Below are 21,696 nucleotides of genomic sequence, written 5' to 3'. Positions count from 1 at the left end.
GCAAAGGCCCCCGTTTCATGCCGGAAATGGGGTCTTTTACGTCTGCTCGCCGGCGGCGCTTAGCCCTCCACCTGCTTCTTCAGGTTGGCCAGCAGTTCGCCCTGGATCCGGCGCAGCCCCAGCGGCGCGAATGTCTTCTCGAAGAAGCCCTTGACGCCGCCGGCCCCGGTCCAGGTGGTCTTCACGGTGACGCTGGAGCCCGGACCGGCCGGGGCCACCGTCCAGTTGGTGACCATCGTCGAGTTCGCGTCCTTCTCGATGACGGTGTGGCCGGCCACGTCGACGCTGGCCTGCACCTCACGCACCCGTGACTTGGTGGCCTGCAGCTTCCATTTGACGATGGTGCCCTGGCCCTGGCCGCCCTGCAGCACCTGGTACTCGCTGTAGGCGTCCGACAAAATCTTCGGCCGGACCTGCTGGTAGTCGCCGATCGCGGCGAGCACCGCGTCGGGCTCGGCGTTGATCAAGACGGTGTTGGCTGCACTGACCTGTCCCATCAGGCAAACTCCTGTCGTTGCGGGGTGCGGACCCGGCGCGCGCAAACGCGGCGTTCGTGCGCGGGCTGCTATCGCCGACTAGCGTATATGTGTGTCTGTTTCTGCAGATGACGCACTGGCGGCGCACGCGGCGGGCGTGCAGCGGCTTTTGGCGAGCTATCGGTCCATTCCTGCGACGGCGTCGGTGCGGTTGGCCAAGCCCACCTCCAACCTGTTTCGGGCGCGCGCCAAGCGGGATGCGCCCGGGCTGGACACCTCGGGCCTGACCGGCGTCATCTCCGTCGACCCCGACGCCCACACCGCCGACGTGGCCGGCATGTGCACCTACGAGGATCTGGTGGCGGCGACCCTGCCCTACGGCTTGTCGCCGCTGGTGGTGCCGCAGCTCAAGACCATCACTCTGGGTGGGGCGGTGACCGGCCTGGGTATCGAATCGGCGTCGTTCCGCAACGGGCTACCGCACGAGTCGGTGCTGGAGATGGACATTCTCACCGGCACCGGCGAACTGGTCACCGCGTCCCGCGAACAGCATTCCGACCTGTTTCACGCCTTCCCCAATTCCTATGGAACGCTGGGCTATTCGACCCGGCTGCGGATCGAGCTGGAATCGGTCAAACCGTTTGTGGCGTTACGGCACATCCGGTTTCACACGCTGCCCGAGCTGATCGCGGCGATGGACCGCATCATCGACACCGGCGGGTACGACGGCGCCCCGGTGGATTACCTCGACGGCGTGGTGTTCAGCGCCGACGAAAGCTACCTGTGCATCGGCGTGCAGACCAGCACCCCGGGTCCGGTCAGCGACTACACCGGGCAACGCATCTACTACCGGTCCATCCAGCACGACACCGGCGTCAAGGACGACCGGCTGACCATCCACGACTACCTGTGGCGCTGGGACACCGACTGGTTCTGGTGCTCCCGCGCGTTCGGCGTGCAAAACCCGCGGCTGCGGCGGTTGTGGCCGCGCCGCTACCGGCGCAGCAGCGTGTACTGGAAACTGGTGGCCCTAGACCGGCGGTTTCACCTCGCCGACCGGATTGAGAAGCGGCACCACCGCCCGCCGCTGGAGCGGGTGGTGCAAGACATCGAGGTCCCGATCGAGCGGTGCGCGGAATTTTTGGCGTGGTTTACCGCGACGGTGCCGATCGAGCCGGTCTGGCTGTGCCCGTTGCGGTTGCGCGATCACGACGGCTGGCCGCTGTACCCGATCCGGCCCGGTCGCAGCTACGTCAACGTCGGGTTCTGGTCGTCGGTGCCGGCCGGTGCCACCGAAGGCGCCACCAACCGGCTGATCGAAGCCAAGGTCACCGAGCTCGATGGGCACAAGTCGCTGTACTCGGACTCCTACTACACCCCAGAGGAATTCGACGACCTCTACGGCGGCGAGGCCTACAAAACGGTGAAGAAAACCTACGACCCCGATTCGCGTCTCTTGGACCTGTACGCAAAGGCGGTGCAACGACGATGACGACATTCAAAGAGCACCAAGCACACACCACCGGCAAGCTGAGCTTGGCCCAGATCCTGGAGATCTTCGCCTCCGGCGGCCAGTTGCCACTGAAGTTCACCGCCTACGACGGCAGCAGCGCCGGCCCCGACGACGCCGAGTTGGGCCTGGATCTGCTGACCCCGCGCGGCACCACCTACCTGGCCACCGCACCCGGGGATCTGGGCCTGGCCCGCGCCTACGTCTCCGGTGACCTGGAAGCGCACGGGGTGCACCCCGGCGATCCCTACCAGCTGCTCAACGCGCTGACCGACAAACTGGACTTCAAACGGCCGCCGGCGCGGGTGCTGGCCAGCATCATCCGGTCGATCGGGGTCGAACATCTGGTGCCGATCCCGCCGCCACCGCAGGAGGCGCTGCCGCGCTGGCGGCGCATCGCCGAGGGGCTGCGGCACTCCAAAACCCGCGACGCCGAGGCCATCCACCACCACTACGACGTGTCCAACAGCTTCTACGAGTGGGTGCTGGGTCCGTCGATGACCTACACCTGCGCGGTTTACCCGGACGCCGACGCGACGCTGGAGCAGGCGCAGGAAAACAAGTACCGGCTGGTGTTCGACAAGCTGAACCTGCAACCCGGTGACCGGCTGCTCGACGTGGGCTGCGGCTGGGGCGGCATGGTGCGCTACGCCGCCCGGCACGGGGTCCGCGCCATCGGTGCCACGCTGTCGGCCGAGCAGGCCAAGTGGGCGCAACGCGCCATCGACGCCGAAGGCCTGGCCGGGCTGGCCGAGGTGCGGCACAGCGACTATCGCGACATCGCCGAAAGCGGTTTTGACGCCGTCTCCTCGATCGGGCTCACCGAACACATCGGGGTGGCGAACTACCCCGCCTACTTCGGCTTCCTCAAATCCAAGCTGCGCATCGGCGGTCTGCTGCTCAACCACTGCATCACCCGCCACGACAACAAGTCGGCACCCAACGCGGGCGGGTTCATCGACCGTTACGTGTTCCCCGACGGGGAGCTGACCGGCTCGGGACGCATCATCACCGAGATCCAGGACGTCGGGCTGGAGGTGCTGCACGAGGAGAACATCCGCCACCATTACGCGCTGACGCTGCGCGACTGGTGCGCCAACCTGGTCGAGCATTGGGATGAGGCCGTCGCCGAGGTCGGGCTGGCCACCGCCAAAGTGTGGGGATTGTACATGGCCGGATCCCGGGTGGGCTTCGAACAGAACGCGATTCAGCTGCATCAGGTGCTGGCCGCCAAGGTCGACGTCCGTGGCAACGACGGCGGCCTGCCGCTGCGGCCGTGGTGGCGGCCCTAGTTATGTGCCGAGTGGCCAGTTATGACACGGTTTTTCGCTGAAAACGTGTCATAACTGGCCACTCGGCGGATCGATACGACGGGCACCCAGCTCGTTTTGCAGCAGTTCCAACGCGGCTTCTTCGGGGTCGCGGCGCGCGGCGGCGGGCTCATCGCGGCCCGCATCGGCCTCGGCCAGCATGCGCTCTTCCTCGGCGCGCCGCGCCTCGGCGGCGCGCCGGGCCGGGTCGGTCCCGCCGCTCGGCGCCGCGGCGGCGGGGGCGGGGGCGGCCGTCCCCGACTCGCAGCGCACCCGCCAATTGACCCCCAGCGCGTCTTTGAGCGCGTCGGCAATGACGTCGGTATTGCGTTGCTCGCACAGCCGTTTGGCCAGCGGTGCCGATTCATGCACGAGGACCAGGGTGTTACCCTCCACGGCCTGCACGGTGGCCCCGGCCAGCATCACCTCGGTGGTGCGGCTGCGTTGGCGCACCTTGTCGCGCACCGTGGGCCACATGGTGCGCACCGCGGCGGCGTCGGGTTCGCCGGGCACCGCGGCGGTCTGCACCGGCGCGGGCGCGGGTTCCGGCGGCGCCGCCGCGGGCGGCGGCGTGGGCGCGGGTTCCGGCTGCGGCTTGGGCGCGGGTTCGGCGGGGCGCTCGGGTGCCTGGGATCGCCGGGTGTATTGCCGCGGCGCCACGGCGGGTTCGGCCGGCGCCGCCCGGCCCGCGGTCTCCTGCGCCGGGATCGACATGTCCAGCCGGCTTTCGATGCGTTCGACGCGCTGCAGCAGCGCCGCCTCGGTGTCGGCGGCCGACGGCAGCAGCAGCCGCGCACAGACCACCTCCAGCAGCAGCCGGGGCGCCGTCGCGCCGCGCATCTCACCCAGCCCGGCCTGCACCACCTCGGCGTAGCGGGTCAAGGTCGCCGCCCCGAACCGGGCGGATTGATCCCGCATCCGGTCCAGCACGTCCTCCGGCGCGTCCACCACGCCCTTGCCCACCGCGTCGGGAACCGCTTGCAGCACAATGAGATCGCGGAACCGTTCCAGCAGGTCGGTGGCGAAGCGGCGGGGGTCGTGGCCGGCGTCGATCACCGATTCCACCGCGCCGAACAGGGCGGCGGCGTCGCTGGCGGCCAAGGCCTCGACAGCGTCGTCGATCAGCGCGATATCGGTGGCACCCAGCAGCCCCAGCGCCCGCTGGTAGCTGACCCGGTCCCCTTCGGCCCCGGCCAGCAACTGGTCGAGCACCGACAGGGTGTCGCGGGGCGATCCGCCGCCGGCGCGGATCACCAGCGGGTACACCGCATCGTCGGCGACGACGCCTTCCTGCTCGCAGATCCGCTGCACCAACTCGCGCATGGTGCGCGGCGCCAGCAGCCGGAACGGGTAGTGGTGGGTGCGCGACCGGATGGTGGGCAGCACCTTCTCCGGTTCGGTGGTGGCGAACACGAAGATCAGGTGGTCGGGCGGCTCCTCGACGATCTTGAGCAGCGCGTTGAAACCCGCGGTGGTCACCATGTGCGCTTCGTCGATGATGAAGATCCGGTAGCGCGACTGGGCCGGCGCGTAGAACGCCCGGTCCCGCAACTCCCGGGTGTCGTCGACGCCGCCGTGGCTGGCCGCGTCGAGTTCGACGACGTCGACGCTGCCCGGCCCGTTGGGGGCCAGCGCGACGCACGACTCGCACTCCCCGCACGGGGTGGCCGTCGGGCCCTGCGCGCAGTTCAGCGAGCGGGCCAGGATCCGCGCCGACGACGTCTTGCCGCAGCCCCGCGGGCCGGAGAACAGGTAGGCGTGGTTGATCCGGCCGGCCGTGAGCGCGGTGGACAGCGGTTCGGTGACGTGCTCTTGCCCCACCACTTCGGCGAAGGTCGCCGGGCGATACTTGCGGTAAAGGGCCACGGTCTGCAGGCTACCGAGCGGGTCCGACCGATGCGTTCAGCAGTGACTCGGTGCCGGCCAGCAGCGCACAGGTGGCCAGGCCGTCGATCGCGTCGCGCAGGTCCGGCAGCGCCGGGAAGGTCGGCGCGATCCGGATGTTCTTGTCGTCGGGGTCTTGCCGGTACGGGAACGACGCGCCCGCCTCGGTGACCGCGATCCCGGCGTCGCGGGCCAGCGCAACGGTGCGCCGCGCGGTCCCGGGCAGCACGTCCAGGCTGATGAAGTAGCCGCCCTTGGGTTCGGTCCACGAGGCGATCTTGGACTCCCCGAGGCGGCGATCCAGGATCTCCAGCGCGAGTGCGAATTTCGGCGCCAGCAGCTGCTGGTGGCGCCGCATCTGCAGCCGCACCCCGTCGGCGTCACCGAAAAACCGCAGGTGACGCAGTTGGTTGACCTTGTCCGGGCCGATCGACTTCTTGCCCGCGTGCTGCAGATACCAGGCGATGTTGCCCAACGACCCGCCGAAGAAGCTGACCCCGGCGCCGGCGAAGGTGATCTTCGAGGTGGACGCGAAGACATAGGGCCGGTTGGGGTTTCCGGCTTTGGCGGCCAGCCCCAGCACGTCGACCTGGCGCGGGAAGTCCAGCGTCAACGTGTGCACCGCATATGCGTTGTCCCAGAACAATCGGAAATCACTTGCCGCGGTGCGCATCTGAACAAGCCGGCGAACGGTCTCCCAGGAATAAGTGGTTCCGGTCGGGTTGGCGAACACCGGGACCGTCCACATGCCCTTGATGGCGGGGTCGACGGCGACCAGTTCCTCGATCAAGTCGACGTCCGGCCCGTCTTCGCCCATCGGGACCGGAATCATCTCGATGCCTAGCGACTCGGTGATTGCGAAATGCCGGTCGTAGCCGGGCACCGGGCACAGGAACTTGACCTTCGGCTCCCGCATCCAGGGCCGCGGGGAGTCCACGCCGCCGTGCAGCATCGAGAACACGATCGCGTCGTGCATGAACTCGAGGCTGGCGTTGTTGCCCGCGATCAGGTTGGGCACCGGGATGGACAGCAGCTCGCCGAAGATGGCCCGCAATTCCGGCAGACCGTGCAGGCCGCCGTAGTTGCGGGTGTCGGTGCCGTCACCGTCGCGGTAGTCGTCGCCGGGCAGGCTCAGCAGCGCGTTGGACAAATCCAGCTGGTCGGGCGACGGCTTGCCCCGGGTCAGATCCAGGGCCAGCTTCTTGGCCTGCAGGTCGGCATAGTCCTGCTGATGGCGGCCGTGCTGAGCCGCGAGCTCCGCACGGCTAAGGGAGCTGTACGACACCATGCGCCTTTCACCGTCGAACACCGTGGGTAGTGACTTGGGCCGGGCCGCCCGCGGGCTCCGATATATGGGGGACCCCGCGCACCCGCCAGAGCCCATTGACCCTTGCTGCCTTCCGGCCCTGGGGGAGTTCACAGGATAGACGCCGCGCGGGGTCCACCGCGAGTGTAATACCTGGCTTCGTGACGGCCGTGAGCCGTCTTGCCCGACTCCGCTACCATGGCCGACGGAGGATTCGCCTAGTGGCCTATGGCGCTCGCCTGGAACGCGGGTTGGGTTAATAGCCCTCGCGGGTTCAAATCCCGCATCCTCCGCACACGGTCCGCGGGGTGCGACCAGGCCTGATATCGGGTTTGGTCGCCCCCTCGGGCTAGTCGCCGATGGATCCGAGGAGAGCAATGGGGCGCACCGTCGCCGTCGTGTGGCACGCGTCGTTCTCGGTCCTCGCCGCGGTCTTGTACTTCCTGTTCGTGCTGCCACGCTGGTGGGAGCTGACCGGCGCCACCTCGCCCACGCTGGGCACGGTGCTGCGGATCGTGGGGGCGGTGCTGATCGCGCTGGCCGCGTTGCCGGTGCTGTTCACCTTGCTGCGGACCCGCAAACCCGAGTTCGGCACCCCGCAGCTGGCGCTGACGTTGCGGATCTGGTCGATCGTGGGCCACGTGCTGGCCGGTGTGCTGATCGCCGGCACCGCGATCAGCGAGATCTGGCTGTCGCTGGACAACGTCGGGCAGTGGTTGTTCGGGATTTACGGGGCCGCCGCCGCGGTCGCCCTTCTCGGCATCGCCGCGTTCTACCTGTCGTTTGTCGCCGAGCTGCCGCCGCCGCCGCCCAAACCGCTCAAACCCAAGGAGCCCAAGCAGCGCCGGCGCGGTCGCAAGAAGGACGAACAGGCCGAGGAGACCCCCGAGGAGTCCGAACAGACCGCCGACGAGTCCGAAGAGACCGAGGAAGCCGAGGTCGACGACGACGCGGCAGCCGCCGCGGAGCCGGAACCCGAGGCCGAGGAACCCGAAGCCGAACAAACCGCGGAGGCCGAGCCCGAAGCCGCCGAGGACGACGAGGAGCCCACCGAACCAGCCGACTCCGGAGAAGTCCCGGTCACCCACGAAACCCTCGTCGCCGAGGAGCCGAAGAAGAAGTCTCGGTCGTGGTGGGGAGCCAGGAAGACCGGCACCAAGACCACGGCAGACGAGGCCGAACCCGCACCGACCGGGGGCCTGAAAAACCGTCGCCCGTCGGGCAAGGCGGGCCGAGGCCGGCAGGCCTCCACGACGACGCGGTCCGCCACCAAACGCAAGTAAGCCTCGCCGAGGGAGGGCCCCGTGGCCGGCCCCGGTTCCCTAGGCTGTGCGGGTGCCAAACCAGTCCCCCGCCGCGTTATGACGACCGTCCCGGACACCGCCGAGGCGCACGGGCTGCTGCTCGAGCTGCTGGACACCGCCAACCGCGCCGACCCGTACCCGGTGTGCGCCCAGTTCCGTGACCGCGGACCGCTGCGCATGCCGGAGGCCAACCTCACCGTGTTCGCAACCTACCGGGACTGCGAGGAGGCGCTGCGGCATCCGTCGTCGGCCAATGACCGGCTCAAATCCGGTTTTGCGCAGCAGCAGATCGCGGCCGGTGAGTTGCCGTCCCCGCAGGGCCCACCCGGTTTCCTGTTCCTCGACCCGCCCGATCACACCCGGCTGCGCCGACTGGTCAGCAAGGCGTTCGCGCCGAAAGTCGTCAACGCGCTGCAACCCGAGATCGCCGCGTTGGTGGACGCGATGCTGGATCGGATCGCCGAACGCGGCCGGTTCGACGTCATCGACGACCTGGCCTATCCGCTGCCGGTGGCGGTGATCTGCCGGCTGCTGGGGGTGCCGGTGGACGACGAGCCGCGGTTCAGCCAGGCGTCGGCGCTGCTGGCCCAGTCGCTGGACCCCTTTTTCGCCTTCAGCAGCGGGTTGCCGGACCGCATGGAGGACCGGATCCGGGCCGGTCAGTGGCTGCGTGACTACCTGCACGACCTGATCGAGCAGCGCCGCTCCCGGCCCGGCGAGGACCTGATGTCGGCCCTGATCGCGGTGGAGGAGGCCGGAGACCAGCTCACCGAGGAGGAGATCATCTCCACCTGCAACCTGCTGCTGGTCGCTGGCCACGAGACCACGGTGAACCTGATCGGCAATGCCATCTTGGCGATGCTGCGCCATCCCCGGCAGTGGGCCGCGCTGGCCGCCGACGCCGGCCGGGCCCCGGTGATCATCGAGGAGACGCTGCGCTATGACCCGCCGGTGCAGTTGGTGGCCCGGATCGCCGCCGACGACCTGACGATCGGTGACACCGCGGTGGCCAAGGGCGACACCATGATGCTGCTGCTGGCCGCCGCCCAGCGCGATCCCGCCGAGTTCGCGCACCCCGACGCCTTCGACCCGGACCGTGGGCCGTTCCGGCATCTGGCGTTCGGACGCGGGGTGCACTTCTGCCTCGGCGCGCCGCTGGCTCGGCTGGAGGCCGGGGTGGCGCTGTCGGCGGTGACCCGCCGCTTCCCGCACGCGCGAGCCGACAGCGACCCGGTGTACAAACCGAACGTGACGCTGCGCGGGCTGGCGTCCTTCACCGTGGCGGTCTGAGCCGGACCGTGCGCAGGCGGCGATGAGTTCCGGTCCCGTGGCCGGTCTACCGGTAGAGCACCGGTTGAGGCTGGTGTGACCATCACCCCATAGACCAGGATGGACCGCGTGGACCTGCCCGTACAGCCACCGATCGAGCCGATGCTGGCCAAGGCGGCCGCCCGGGTGCCCGACGACGCCGGGGTGTGGTCGTACGAACCGAAGTGGGACGGGTTTCGCGCGCTGGTGTTCCGCGACGGCGACGAGGTGGTGCTGCAGTCCCGCAACGGCAAGGAGCTGGGCCGCTACTTCCCGGAGCTGCTGGACGCGCTGCGCGATGAGGTGGCCACCCGCTGCGTACTGGACGGGGAAATCGTCGTCCCCCGCCGGGTCGACGGCCGCATCCGGCTGGACTGGGAGTCGCTGAGCCAGCGCATCCACCCAGCGGCCAGCCGGGTGACGATGCTGGCCGAACAGACCCCCGCCCACTTCATCGGCTTCGACGCGCTGGCCACCGGGACCGCCTCCCTGCTCGACGAGCCGTTCCGGGTGCGACGCGCGGCGCTGGCCGAGTCGATCACCGAAAAGCAGTGGTGCCACCTCACTCGGGTCACCCACGACCCCGAGCTGGGCACCCACTGGCTGAGCACCTTCGAGGGCGCCGGTCTCGATGGGGTGATCGCCAAGCGGCTCGACGGGCACTACCAGCCCGGCAAACGCGAGATGGTGAAGGTCAAACACCACCGCGACGCCGATTGTGTGGCGATCGGCTACCGCATCCACAAGAGCGGCGAGGGGGTGGGGTCGGTGCTGCTGGGCCTGTACCGCGCCGACGGTGAGCTGCAGATGGTGGGCGGCGCGGCGTCGTTCACCGTCAAAGTCCGCCGCACACTGTTGGCCGAGTTGGAACCGCTGCGCGTCGGCGAGGACGTGACCTACGAGGGGGAACCGAGCCGGTGGAACGCGGCCGCCGACAAGCGCTGGGTGCCGATCCGGCCGGAGAAGGTGGCCGAGGTGGCCTACGACCAGATGGAGGGCAACGTGGTTGACGGCCGGCGGTTCCGGCACACGGTGCGGTTCGTGCGCTGGCGCCCCGACCGCGACCCGCGATCGTGCACGTTCGCCCAGCTCGACGTCCCGCTGAGCTACGACCTGTACGACGTGCTGGAGTCGTGATGGCTTCGGCCAGCGCGGAAGAACTCGACGTCGACGGCATCACCGTCCGGCTGACCAACCCGGACAAGGTGTACTTTCCCCGGCTCGGGTCCGCCGGCACCAAACGCAACCTCGTCGACTACTACCTGGCGGTGGCCGGCGGGCCGATGCTGCCCACCCTGCGGGACCGACCCACCCATCTGCAGCGGTTTCCCGACGGCATCGACGGCGAGGAGATCTACCAGAAACGGATCCCGCAGCGGCACCCGGACTACCTGGAGACCTGCCGGATCACCTTCCCGTCCGGGCGCACCGCCGACGCGCTGAAGGTCAGCCACCCGGCCGCCATCATCTGGGCGGCCCAGATGGGCACCGTCACGCTGCACCCGTGGCAGGTGCGCTGCCCGGACACCGAGCACCCCGACGAACTGCGCATCGACCTCGATCCGCAGCCCGGCACCGGGTTCGCGCAGGCCCGCGCGGTCGCGGTGGACGTGCTGCGGCCGCTGCTCGACGAACTCGGCCTGGTGGGTTTCGCCAAGACGTCCGGCGGCCGGGGCGTCCACGTCTACCTGCGGATCAAAACCGACTGGGACTTCATCGAGGTGCGCCGCGCCGGCATCGCGCTGGCCCGCGAACTGGAACGCCGCGCCCCGGACGCGGTCACCACGTCGTGGTGGAAAGAGGAGCGCGGCGCGCGGATCTTCATCGACTTCAACCAAAACGCGCGCGACCGCACCATGGCGTCGGCGTACTCGGTGCGCCGCACCCCGATCGCGACGGTGTCCACCCCGCTGAGCTGGGAGGACCTGGCCGACGCCGACCCCGACGACTACACCATCGCGACCGTGCCCGAGCTGGTCCGTCGCCGCGACGACCCGTGGCGCACCCTCGACGAAGTCGAACAGTCGTTGGAACCGCTGCTGGATATGGTGGTCGCCGATGAGGCCCGCGGGCTCGGGGACCTGCCGTATCCGCCCAACTACCCCAAGATGCCGGGCGAGCCCAAACGGGTGCAGCCCAGCCGCGATACCGACCGCAAGACGCCCGCCGGTGGGTGAGGTCACAACCCGAGTGGCGGTGTAGCGGCAAGAAGTTTGATCGACTAATCTATGGCGACGGTAAGAACGACGGTAAGGGTTTACCGTCGAATCATCGATGTCGGCCGGCGCACCGAACAACCTGTTCGCGGCTCGACGGTGAGCGTGCACACAAACGAGAGGGCTGAGGTTTTCAATGTTCCGCGCTGTCAGACGCGTGTGGATGCCGCTGCTCATTGTGGTGGTCGTCGCCGTCGGTACGTTCACGGTGTACCGGGTCCGTGGCTACTTCGGCGCCGGCGGCGCCGGCCAGGCGGGTGAGGTGTTTGAGGATACCAAGCCGTTCCATCCCAAGGTCGTGGTCTACGACATCTTCAGCCCGAGCGGAACCGTGGCCGACATCAACTACCTCGACCTCAGCGCCAAACCGCAGCGCCTCGACGGCGCCACCCTGCCGTGGTCGCTGACGTTGAAGACCACCGACCCCGCGGTGAGTCCCACCCTGCTGGCGCAGGGCCACAGCGACACCATCGGCTGCCGGATCACCGTCGACGGCGTGGTCAAGGCTGAAAGGATCTCCCACGAAGTGAACGCCTACACCTTCTGCATTGTGAAGTCGGCATGAGCGCGCCGATGGACGCCCCGACCGAAGGCTTGGAGCTGCCCGGACAGGCCGCCCAGGGCGCGATCGCACGCTGGATCCGCCGCCTGTCGGTGCCGATCATCCTGATCTGGATCGCGGTCACCGTCCTGCTGAACGTCGTCGTGCCTCAGCTCGATGAGGTCGGCCAGATGCGCTCGGTGTCGATGAGCCCGCAAGACGCGCCGTCGATGATCTCGATGAAGGAAGTCGGCAAGGTCTTCCAGAAATTCGACTCCGACAGCTCGGCGATGATCGTGTTGGAAGGCGAACAGCCGCTGGGCGACGCCGCGCACAAGTACTACGACGAACTGGTCGCCAAGTTCCGGGCGGACACAAAACACGTCGAGAACGTCGAGGACTTCTGGAGCGACCCGCTGACCGCCTCGGGATCGCAGAGCCCGGACGGCAAAGCCGCCTACGTCCAGGTGTATTTGGCCGGTAACCAGGGCGAGAGCCTGGCCAACGAGTCGGTCGAGTCGGTCCAGGACATCCTCAAGAACACCCCGGCACCACCCGGGGTCAAAGCGTATGCCACCGGGGGCGCACCCCTTACCGCCGATCAGCACATTGCCGGTGACCGCAGCCTCAAGCTGATCACGGCGCTGACCTTCGTGGTGATCATCACCATGCTGCTGTTCGTCTACCGCTCGATCGTCACGGTGCTGCTGGTGCTGTTGATGGTGGTGCTGGAATTGGCCGCGGCCCGCGGCGTGGTCGCATTCCTCGGGTTCTACAACATCATTGGCCTGTCCACCTTCGCGGTGAACCTGCTGGTGATGTTGGCCATCGCCGCCTCCACCGACTACGCGATCTTCTTGTTCGGCCGCTATCAGGAAGCCCGCGGGGACGGTGAAGACCGAAAAACCGCGTTTTACACCATGTACCGCGGGACCGGGCACGTGATCTTGGGCTCGGGCCTGACGATTGCCGGCGCGACCTTCTGCCTGCACTTCACCCGGCTGCCGTACTTCCAGTCCCTGGGTGTCCCGTTGGCGATCGGCATGATCGTCGTGGTGTTCGCCGCGCTCACCATGGGTGCGGCGGTGGTGGTGGTCGCCAGCCATTTCGGCCTGTTGGATCCCAAGCGGCAGATGCGGATTCGCGGCTGGCGCAAGGTCGGCGCCCTGGTCGTCCGCTGGCCGGGGGCCGTGCTGATCGCCACCACGGCGGTCTGCCTGGTCGGGTTGCTCGCCCTGCCCGGGTACAAAACCGACTACAACAACCGCCACTACCTGCCCGCCGACATTCCGGCGAACGTGGGGTATGCGGCCGCTGACCGGCATTTCTCCCAGGCCCGGATGAACCCCGAACTGTTGCTGATCGAAACCGACCACGATCTGCGCAACCCGGCCGACTTCCTGGTGATCGACAAGGTGGCCAAGGCCGTGTTCAAGGTGCCCGGAGTCGGGCGGGTGCAGACGATCACCCGGCCGCAGGGCACCCCGATCAACCACTCGACGATCCCGTTTTCGATCAGCATGCAGGGCACCGGCCAGACGCTGAACAACAAGTACATGCAGAACCTGATGGACAACATGCTGGTGCAGGCCGACGAGATGCAGAAGACGATCAACACCATGCACCAGATGATGAACATCACCACGCAGATGGCGGCGACCACGCACAACATGGTGACCAAGATGCACACCATGGTCTCCGACATCGAGGACTTGCGGGACAAGATCGCCGATTTCGACGATCAATTCCGGCCCATCCGCAACTACTTCTACTGGGAGCCGCACTGCTACGACATCCCGATGTGCTGGTCGCTGCGGTCGATTTTCGACGCGATCGACGGCGTCGATCAGATGACCGGGGACATCGAGGACATCCTGCCCGACATGGACAACCTCGACCGCCTCATGCCGCAGATGGTGGCGCTGATGCCGCCGATGATCTCCACCATGGAGACCATGAAGTCCCTGATGCTGACCATGCGCTCCACCCAGGCCGGCCAGCAGGACATGACGCAGGAGATGCAAAAGAACTCCAGCGCCATGGGGCAGGCGTTTGACGACGCGAAAAACGACGACTCGTTCTATTTGCCGCCGGAAGCGTTCGACAACCCCGATTTCAAGCGCGGCATCAAGATGTTCATCTCGCCGGACGGCAAGGCGATCCGGTTCATCATCTCCCACGAGGGTGACCCGATGTCGCCGGAAGGCATCTCGCACATCGAACCGATCAAGAAAGCCGTGCACGAGGCGCTCAAGGGCACGCCGTGGGAAGGCTCCAAGGTGTTCTTGGGGGGCACCGCGGCCATGTTCAAGGACATGCAGGACGGCTCCAACTACGACCTGATCATCGCCGGGATCTCGTCGCTGTGCCTGATCTTCATCATCATGCTGGTGGTGACCGGAAGTGTGGTGGCCGCGGCCGTGATCGTGGGCACCGTGTTGCTGTCGCTGGGCACCTCGTTTGGACTGTCGGTGCTCATCTGGCAGCACCTCGTCGGGCTCAATCTGCACTGGATGGTGCTGGCGATGTCGGTGATCATCTTGTTGGCGGTCGGATCGGACTACAACCTGCTGCTGGTGTCCCGCTTCAAAGAGGAGATCCATGCCGGCCTGAAGACCGGCATCATCCGCTCGATGGGCGGCAGCGGGTCCGTGGTCACCTCAGCCGGTTTGGTGTTCGCGTTCACCATGATTTCCATGGTGATCAGCGACCTGCGCATCATCGGGCAGGTCGGCACCACGATCGGGCTGGGTCTGCTCGTCGACACTCTGGTGATCCGGTCGTTCATGACACCGTCGATCGCGGCGCTGCTGGGGCCGTGGTTCTGGTGGCCGCAGCGGGTGCGCACCCGGCCGGCGGCAGCGGTGCCGCAGCGGCAACCGCAGGAGGCCGTGGCCGCCCGGTAAGGGCGGCCCGGCCGGCGCGCCGGCGCTGCGGCTCGGGTAAGGCCGCGCCGGCGCGTTACGCGCTCCTGGCGCGGCGAGATCGGCTGGCGTGGGTGCGGTTTCGCCTCGCTGCCCTGGTCTGCTGCTGCGCCGAGACTGTTCACGGCGCCCATCCTGCATCCAGCGCGTCGAGACTGTATCCATGGCATCGAGCCTGAACGCAGAGCGAAAATTCGGCGGGGAACACGCTCTCAGTACAGGCTCGACGCCGCCGGCTCAGTCTCGGCGCCGTCAGCTCAGGCTCGGCGCCCTAGCTTCAGTCTCGGCACGCTAGGCCCATCCCCGACGGCCTCAAGCGCAGGCGGGAGAGGTCGCTACCGCCGATCCGCGGACACCGGTAGCTCGGCGGTGACCGCGTCGTCGACGGCCGAGTCCTTGGACGGCACCGCCGTCGGTGGTGCGGGGCGGCTGCGCACGTTCATCGGCCACCAGAACCACCGACCCATCAGCGCCGCGATCGACGGGGTCATGAAGGAGCGCACGATCAACGTGTCGAACAGCAACCCGAGCCCGATCGCGGTCCCCACCTGAGCGATGACCCGCAGGTCGCTAACCACCATCGAGGCCATGGTGAAGGCGAACACCAGGCCCGCGGAGGTCACCACCTTGCCGGTACCGCCCATCGCGCGGATGATGCCGGTGTTGAGCCCGGCATGGATTTCCTCTTTGAACCGCGACACCAGCAGCAGGTTGTAGTCCGATCCGACCGCCAACAAGATGATCACCGACATCGCCAGCACCATCCAGTTCAATTCGATGCCCAGGATGTACTGCCAAATCAGCACCGATAGACCGAACGAGGCCCCCAGCGACAGCGCCACGGTCCCCACGATGACCAGTGCGGCGACGAAACTCCGCGTGATGATCAGCATGATCATGAAGATCAGGCACAACGCCGAGATCCCGGCGATCATCAAGTCGTACTTGTTGCCTTCGCTGATGTCTTTGAACGTCGCCGCGGTGCCGGCCAGCGAGATCGTGGCGTCCTCCAGCGGGGTGCCCTTCACCGCCTCGACGGCGGCCTCTTTGATCGGGTCCACATGGGCGATGCCCTCGGCGGTCATCGGGTTGCCGCGGTGGGAGATAATCATCCGGACCGCCTTGCCGTCCGGCGACAAGAACATCTTCAGGCCGCGCTTGAAGTCGGGGTTGTCGAAGACCTCCGGTGGCAGGTAGAAGGAGTCGTCGTTTTTGGCGGCGTCGAACGCCTGCCCCATGGCCGTCGAGTCCTTGCTCATCTCGTCCATTTGGTTGTACATGCCCGACATGGTGCTGTGCATGGTCTGCATCATCACCTGCATGTTGCTCATGATTTCGATCATCGGCCCGAATTGCGCGACCATCTGCGGCATCAGCGCGTCCATCCGGTCCATGCTGCCGATCATGGTGTCCATCGAGTCGGTCATTTCGTCGATACCGTCGATGACGTCGAAGATGGACCGGATCGACCAGCAGATCGGGATGTCGTAGCAGTGCGGTTCCCAGTAGAAGTAGTTGCGCATCGGCCGCCAGAAATCGTCGAAGTCGCCGATGTGGTCCCGCATCTCGTGGATGGTGCCCTGCAACTTGTGCATTTCACCGACCATGTCGTGGGTGATGCCGGACAGCTCGGTCATCAACGCATACATGTGCTTCATGGTCTGGACGGTCTTGCCCATTTCCTCGGACTGCTTCTCCATGTCGGCCATGCGGTCCTTCATCAGCTTCATGTTCTGCAGCTGGCCCACGCCTTGCATGCTGATCAAAAACGGGATCGAGGTGTGTTCGATCGGTGTGCCCTGCGGTCGGGTGATCGCCTGCACCCGGGAGATGCCGGGCACCTGGAAGACGGCCTTGGCGATTTTGTTGATGACCAGAAAGTCCGCCGAATTCCGCATGTCGTGGTCGGTTTCGATCAGCAGCATCTCGGGGTTCATCCGGGACTGATTGAAGTGCCGATCGGCCGCGGCGAACCCTTGGTTGGCCGGAATGTCTTGGGGGATGTATTTGCGGTCGTCGTAGTTCGGCGTGTACCCCGGCAGCGCCGCCAGGCCGACGATGGCGATCGCCAAGGAGGCGGCCAACACCGGTGCGGGCCAGCGCACGATCATCGTGGCCACGCGTCGCCAGCCGCGGGTGCTCATTTTGCGTTTGGGGTCGAACAGCCCGAACCGGCCGCCCACCGCAATGGCCGCCGGCCCCAGCGTCAGCGCCACCGCAACACCCACCAGGATGCCCACCGCGCAGGGCACACCCAGGGTTTGGAAGTACGGCATCCGGGTGAAGCTCAGGCAATAGGTCGCGCCGGCGATGGTCAGGCCCGAACCCAGGATCACATGGGCGGTCCCATGGAACATGGTGTAGTAGGCGGATTCTCGGTCTTCACCGGCCTGACGCGCCTCTTGATAGCGGCCGAAAAGGAAGATGCCGTAGTCGGTCCCGGCCGCGATCGCCAGCGAGGTCAGCAGGTTGGTCGCGAAGGTCGACAAGCCGATCACGTGATAGTGCCCGAGCATGGCCACGATGCCGCGGGCGGCGGACAGTTCCAGCCCCACCATGACCAGCAGGACGATCACGGTGATGATTGAGCGGTAGACGAGCAGCAGCATGGTGATGATCACCACGAACGTCACCACGGTGATCTTCACCATGGTCCGGTCACCGGCGTGCTGCACGTCGGCCTGCAGCGGCCCGAAACCGGTGACGTAGACCTTGACTCCGCTGGGCGGCTTCGTTTCGTCGACGATCTTTCGAACCGCCTCGGCGGACTCGTTCGCTAACGACTCCCCCATGTTTCCGGCGAGGTTCAGCTGAACGTAGGTGGCCTTGCCGTCCTTGCTTTGCGCCGCCGACTCGGTGAGCGGATCGCCCCAGAAGTCCTGGATGTGCTGGACGTGTTTGGTGTCCGCCTCCAGCCGCTTCATCAAGTCGGCGTAGTACTTGTGCGCATCGGCGCCCAGCGGTTGGTCGCCCTCCAGCACGATCATGGCGATGTTGTCGGAATCAGATTCCTTGAACACCTTGCCCATCCGCTCCATCGCCTGCACCGACGGCGCGCTCTTGGGGCTCATGGAAACCGTATTGGCTTTCGCCACCTCTTCCAGTGGCGGCACGGCGGTGTTGACGAAGAACACGATGCCCAGCCAGATCAACAGGATGGGCACCGCGAGCCGGCGGATCCACCGGGCCAGGGAATCCGTCGCGTACGCGGTGCGCGGAGGCAGGATGCTCATGCCGACTTCGCGAAGCAGTAGATGTAGGCGTTCACTTCGTGTGAGGTCCTCTCGTCTTTGACTTCACCGTTGGCAGTGATCCGGCAGCCCAGGACGTTGCTATTGCCTTGCGCCAGAATGTTGCCGGTCATCGACGGAGCGTTCGTGATGATCGTGAACGACCAGGGCACCTCGGCACCATTGACCTGGTGGGGTTGCCCCTCTTGGTCGATGTAGTTGATGTCGGCGATGGTGCCCGGCGGTCCGAAGATCTCGTACGTCACGTGTTTGGGGTCGGAATTGACGTCGTCGTCCGACATGCTGCCGGCGTAGGTCTCAAGTTTGTGGGACCCGAAGATACCGCGGATGCGCATCACGGCGAACCCGGCGACGACGATGACCACCACCATGATCAGCGGTATCCACACCCGCGCCAACACCCGGAAGGCCACCCGGTCCATTACCCACTCACCTCCGGCTTACCGATTACCGATGCTGATTGCGGCAGGCCGCGACGAAGTTGGGCGTAGCCGTCGCGAACCGCGTCAACCAGGACCGCTCGCGGCGGCGCACCGTCGTTGCCGCCGTTGATGTGTAGTTCGAGGGCGGCCCGGGCAATCGCCCCGGTGGTGTGATAGACGAGCCGGGGATACAGGTCGACGTCGGGGTCGGTGCCGGTGCGCCGGCCGATCTCGGCGAGCATCGCGTCGGATTTGGAGTCCGATAGCGCCACGTGCCGGGCGATCAACGCGGGATGGTCGGCCATCAGCCGGGTCACCGCGATCATCCACTCCAGGCCGTCGGCGGATTCGACGAAGCCGACCAGGATGGACTCCAGCGAATCCAGCACGGGCTCCTCGGGGCTGCGTTGAGCAAACCGCTCGACTAGCTCCTCCACGGACTTGTCCAGCATGAACAGCACAGCATCTTCCTTGCTGGAAAAGTAATTGTGGAACGTGCGGGTGGACACACCGGCGGCTTCGGCGATCGATTCCGCGGTGGCGGCGTCCAGCCCGCGCTCGATCGTCAACTCCAGTGCGGCCCGACTCAACGCCTCTTTGGTGGCGAACTTTTTACGCTCGCGCAGCCCGATCTCCGACACGACGCCAAACCTGCCCTATCTTGCGGAGTCATGCAAGTTTTCAGGATACTGCAAGAATGTGTCGTACACCACCCCCGGTCCTGTGATGTGATCTAGCGCACACCCGATCGCCATTGCGGTAGTGGCGCAGCGCCCGCGCACCGCGCCGGTGGCTTCCCGCCGTCGGAGAGGCCACAATGCTGGGACGGTCCGGCGCGGTCGGATCGCGACAACAGCAGAGGAGCAGCGTGGTGAAGCGTGAAGTGGTGGTTGCCGTGGCCGGATTGACGGTCGTGGTCGCCGGCCTGTCGGGGTGTTCGAAGGGCAGCTCCAAGCCCGAGGCAAAAGTCACCGTCGGCGGCCAGGAACAGCACCCGCAGGGCGGCGTTAAATGCGCCAGCCACGACGGAACGCTGGCCATCACCATCGGCGACCCCAACACCGGGGTGGTCGCCATGCTCAGTGACACCGATTCCCCCGAGGTGCGCAGCGTGGTGTTCGGCGATGTCGACGGCTCCCAACTCATGTATGTGCAGGACATGCCGGTGTCGGGCACCGCGACCGAAACCAAGGCGACCAAGGACGGTAAGCAGTACAAGATTTCCGGCACCGCCAGCAAGTTGGACACCGTCGCCAACCCGGAAAGCAAACCGTTTGAGGTCGACGTGACCTGCCCGTAGCCGGGCACGACCCACTGTTAGCACGCCGTCTCGAGGCGATCCAGAACGGGCACTTGCCCTTTCAGTAGCTTGACCCGCGCCTGCGCGAGGGTGAACCAGCCGACCCGATCCACCTCCGGGAATTGCCGCACCCGCCCGGAACCTTTGGGCCACTCCATCTCGAAGGTGTTGCTGTGCGCATCGGTGAGGTCGAGGTCACCGGCCACCGCGAAGGCGGTCAGCTGCTTGCCGCTCGGCTGGCGCAGCGTGCCGAGGTCGGTCCGGGGCCCCGGCGGCGGGGGCAGCCCGACCTCCTCGGTGAATTCGCGCTGCGCGGCATGCCAGGGGTCTTCGCCGGCGGTGTATTCCCCTTTGGGGATGGACCAGGCCCCGTCGTCCTTGCGCGCCCAGAACGGGCCGCCCGGATGGGCGAGCAGCACCTCGATGGCGCCGTGCGTCGTCCGGTAAAGCAGCAGGCCCGCGCTGAGTTTCGGCACCGGGTTAGGCGCCGACCGCGCGTTCCAGGTCTTTGAGCGCGGTTTCCAGGTGCCCGAGCAGCCGCTGCAGGTGGGGGATCGAGCGACGGCAGCCGACCAGACCGAAGTCCAGGTTGCCGGCGTTGTTCACCAGCGTGATGTTCAACGCCTGCCCGTCCAGCGCGATGGACAGCGGATAGTTGCCGTCGAGCCGAGCGCCGCGCCAGTACATCGGCTCGACCGGGCCCGGCACGTTGGAGATGACGATGTTGAACGGCGGCCGCGTCGAGGACACGAAGCCGGGGATCGCCGCCAGCGCCAGCGGGGCCATATTGAGCGCGGACAACGCCAGCGCCTGCGGCCGCGGCAGTTCGGTAAACACCTTCTTATTGCGCCGCATGGATTCGCTGATGGTCTCCAGGCGTTGGGCGGGATCGTCGGTATCGGTGCCCAGATTGCACAGGATGGTTCCGACCATGTTGCCGCCGCTGTCGGCCTCGGCCTCGGTGCGCAGACTCACCGGCACCATCGCCACCAACGGCGCGTCCGGCAACGCGTTCTGCTCGGCCAGGTAGTACCGCAACGCCCCGGCGCACATCGCCAGCACGACGTCGTTGACGGTCACCCCGGCGGCCCGCTTGACGGCCTTGACCCGATCCACCGACCAGGACTGCGCCGCGCACCGCCGCGCACCGCCGATCTTGACGTTGAACATGGTGCGCGGTGCCGCGAACGGCAGGGTCAGCTGCTGCTCGAACAGCGCGGCGCGGGCCAGCGACACCGTCGAGGGCCCCAGGGCGGCAACACTTCCCACCGTTCCGGTCAGCGTCTGCAGCAGGGACGCGCCGCTGGGCTGCGGCCGCCGCCGGCGCGGCAGGCTCCACGGCGTGCGCAGCTGCGGGTCGCGCGGATCGGTCGACAGCGTGCGCTGCACCAGCCGCAGCGCCGAGACGCCGTCGACCAGGGCGTGGTGAAACTTCACGTACACCGCGAACCGGCCGTCGTTGAGCCCCTCCACCACGTGCGTTTCCCAGAGCGGGCGGTGCCGGTCCAGCAGGCTGCCGTGCAGCAGCGACGTCAGCTCGAGCAGGTCGCGGACCCGGCCCGGCACCGGCAGCGCCGAGCGGCGCACATGGTAGTCGACGTCGATGTCGTCGTCGTAGGACCACCCCACGTTGGCGATCCCACCCAGCACCGTTGCCGGTCGTTGCCGGAACGTGGGTTGAAAGTCCTGGTGGGTGATCATCGAGTGGTAGATCTCGCCGACGAATTCCGGGCCGGCGCCCGGCGGCGGCTCGAACAGCATCAACCCCCCCACATGCATGGGGTGCTCGCGGGTTTCGGCCAGCAGGAAGATCGAATCCGTCGGCGTCATCAGCTTCATCAATCACTCCCCTGTCCGCGCGCGGTGCCAACGTTCGTCTCGCGCAACGTTGTATTTCCCCGCCGCGTCGGCCTCATAACGATTCCACAAATGTGCTGTGCAAGC

General features: G+C 66.9%; 17 protein-coding genes, 1 tRNA gene and 1 other RNA gene. 10 read left to right on the top strand and 9 right to left on the bottom strand.

The annotated features are described in order from the left end of the window. Positions 1-59: 59 nt before the first annotated feature. Positions 60-497, bottom strand: a complete 438-nt coding sequence (locus tag ACAG26_RS08110; protein ID WP_370481027.1) for an SRPBCC family protein — start codon at positions 495-497, stop codon at positions 60-62. A gap of 91 nt (positions 498-588) precedes the next feature. Between ACAG26_RS08110 and ACAG26_RS08105 the strand changes: the two genes are divergently transcribed. Beyond that, the gene (locus ACAG26_RS08105; protein ID WP_370481025.1) at positions 589-1,968 is read left to right on the top strand and encodes an FAD-binding protein; all 1,380 of its coding nucleotides are present in this window, start codon (positions 589-591) and stop codon (positions 1,966-1,968) included. Continuing rightward, positions 1,965-3,278, top strand: a complete 1,314-nt coding sequence (locus tag ACAG26_RS08100; protein WP_370481023.1) for a class I SAM-dependent methyltransferase — start codon at positions 1,965-1,967, stop codon at positions 3,276-3,278. The genes ACAG26_RS08105 and ACAG26_RS08100 overlap by 4 nt, the downstream gene beginning before the upstream one ends. Positions 3,279-3,326: 48 nt before the next feature. Here the strand turns inward: ACAG26_RS08100 and ACAG26_RS08095 are convergent, their stop codons facing one another. The 3 genes from ACAG26_RS08095 to ffs all read right to left on the bottom strand — a co-directional run bounded on the left by ACAG26_RS08095 (position 3,327) and on the right by ffs (position 6,626). Beyond that, entirely contained in the window at positions 3,327-5,162 is a 1,836-nt protein-coding gene (locus tag ACAG26_RS08095) for a DNA polymerase III subunits gamma/tau (RefSeq protein WP_370481022.1), read from the bottom strand. 10 nt (positions 5,163-5,172) lie between these two features. Further along, positions 5,173-6,465, bottom strand: a complete 1,293-nt coding sequence (locus ACAG26_RS08090) for an aminotransferase class I/II-fold pyridoxal phosphate-dependent enzyme (RefSeq protein WP_370481211.1) — start codon at positions 6,463-6,465, stop codon at positions 5,173-5,175. Positions 6,466-6,531: 66 nt separating this feature from the next. Further along, an RNA gene (ffs, locus tag ACAG26_RS08085) (signal recognition particle sRNA small type) lies at positions 6,532-6,626 on the bottom strand. Positions 6,627-6,693: 67 nt separating this feature from the next. On the opposite strand from ffs, the gene ACAG26_RS08080 reads away from it, so the two are divergent. The 7 genes from ACAG26_RS08080 (at position 6,694) to ACAG26_RS08050 (ending at position 14,761) form a co-directional block, all read left to right on the top strand. Next, positions 6,694-6,779, top strand: a tRNA-Ser gene (locus ACAG26_RS08080). Between the two features lie 84 nt (positions 6,780-6,863). Further along, positions 6,864-7,769, top strand: a complete 906-nt coding sequence (locus ACAG26_RS08075) for a hypothetical protein (RefSeq protein WP_370481021.1) — start codon at positions 6,864-6,866, stop codon at positions 7,767-7,769. 78 nt (positions 7,770-7,847) lie between these two features. Beyond that, a complete protein-coding gene (locus tag ACAG26_RS08070) occupies positions 7,848-9,080 on the top strand; it encodes a cytochrome P450 (protein ID WP_370481020.1) in 1,233 nt (410 codons plus the stop codon). Between the two features lie 99 nt (positions 9,081-9,179). Further along, positions 9,180-10,235, top strand: a complete 1,056-nt coding sequence (locus ACAG26_RS08065; RefSeq protein WP_370481019.1) for an ATP-dependent DNA ligase — start codon at positions 9,180-9,182, stop codon at positions 10,233-10,235. Then, complete coding sequence (ligD, locus tag ACAG26_RS08060; RefSeq protein WP_370481018.1) at positions 10,235-11,275, top strand: non-homologous end-joining DNA ligase; 1,041 nt, start codon at positions 10,235-10,237, stop codon at positions 11,273-11,275. The genes ACAG26_RS08065 and ligD overlap by 1 nt, the downstream gene beginning before the upstream one ends. 175 nt (positions 11,276-11,450) lie before the next feature. After that, positions 11,451-11,879, top strand: coding sequence for an MmpS family protein (locus tag ACAG26_RS08055; protein ID WP_370481017.1), 429 nt, complete (start codon positions 11,451-11,453; stop codon positions 11,877-11,879). Continuing rightward, the gene (locus tag ACAG26_RS08050; RefSeq protein WP_370481016.1) at positions 11,876-14,761 is read left to right on the top strand and encodes an RND family transporter; all 2,886 of its coding nucleotides are present in this window, start codon (positions 11,876-11,878) and stop codon (positions 14,759-14,761) included. Before ACAG26_RS08055 ends, ACAG26_RS08050 begins: the two co-directional genes overlap by 4 nt. Positions 14,762-15,114: 353 nt before the next feature. Here ACAG26_RS08050 and ACAG26_RS08045 read toward each other — a convergent pair whose 3' ends face one another. From ACAG26_RS08045 to ACAG26_RS08035, 3 genes are read right to left on the bottom strand one after another with little or no spacing between them, the layout of a single operon-like run. Then, entirely contained in the window at positions 15,115-18,012 is a 2,898-nt protein-coding gene (locus tag ACAG26_RS08045; protein ID WP_370481015.1) for an RND family transporter, read from the bottom strand. Further along, positions 18,009-18,452: an MmpS family protein gene (locus tag ACAG26_RS08040; protein WP_370481014.1), complete on the bottom strand. Its 444-nt coding sequence runs from the start codon at positions 18,450-18,452 to the stop codon at positions 18,009-18,011. The genes ACAG26_RS08045 and ACAG26_RS08040 overlap by 4 nt, the downstream gene beginning before the upstream one ends. After that, complete coding sequence (locus ACAG26_RS08035) at positions 18,452-19,093, bottom strand: TetR/AcrR family transcriptional regulator (protein ID WP_370481012.1); 642 nt, start codon at positions 19,091-19,093, stop codon at positions 18,452-18,454. Before ACAG26_RS08035 ends, ACAG26_RS08040 begins: the two co-directional genes overlap by 1 nt. 230 nt (positions 19,094-19,323) lie before the next feature. Between ACAG26_RS08035 and ACAG26_RS08030 the strand changes: the two genes are divergently transcribed. Next, positions 19,324-19,752 (top strand): lipoprotein LpqH, encoded by a 429-nt coding sequence (locus ACAG26_RS08030; RefSeq protein WP_370481011.1) that lies wholly within the window; start codon positions 19,324-19,326, stop codon positions 19,750-19,752. 17 nt (positions 19,753-19,769) lie between these two features. On the opposite strand, the gene ACAG26_RS08025 is transcribed toward ACAG26_RS08030, so the two are convergent. Together ACAG26_RS08025 and ACAG26_RS08020 are read right to left on the bottom strand one after the other, a co-directional pair. Beyond that, complete coding sequence (locus ACAG26_RS08025) at positions 19,770-20,228, bottom strand: NUDIX domain-containing protein (protein ID WP_370481010.1); 459 nt, start codon at positions 20,226-20,228, stop codon at positions 19,770-19,772. Between the two features lie 4 nt (positions 20,229-20,232). Further along, positions 20,233-21,591 carry a wax ester/triacylglycerol synthase family O-acyltransferase gene (locus ACAG26_RS08020; protein ID WP_370481008.1) on the bottom strand — a complete coding sequence of 453 codons (1,359 nt, stop codon included), beginning with the start codon at positions 21,589-21,591 and terminating at the stop codon, positions 20,233-20,235. Between the last annotated feature and the right edge of the window lie 105 nt (positions 21,592-21,696).

The sequence above is a fragment of the Mycobacterium sp. pUA109 genome (genome assembly GCF_041287095.1).
Classification (GTDB): Bacteria; Actinomycetota; Actinomycetes; order Mycobacteriales; family Mycobacteriaceae; genus Mycobacterium.
Note: the sequence above shows the minus strand (reverse complement) of the source record. Positions and strands in the feature narration are given on the sequence as shown.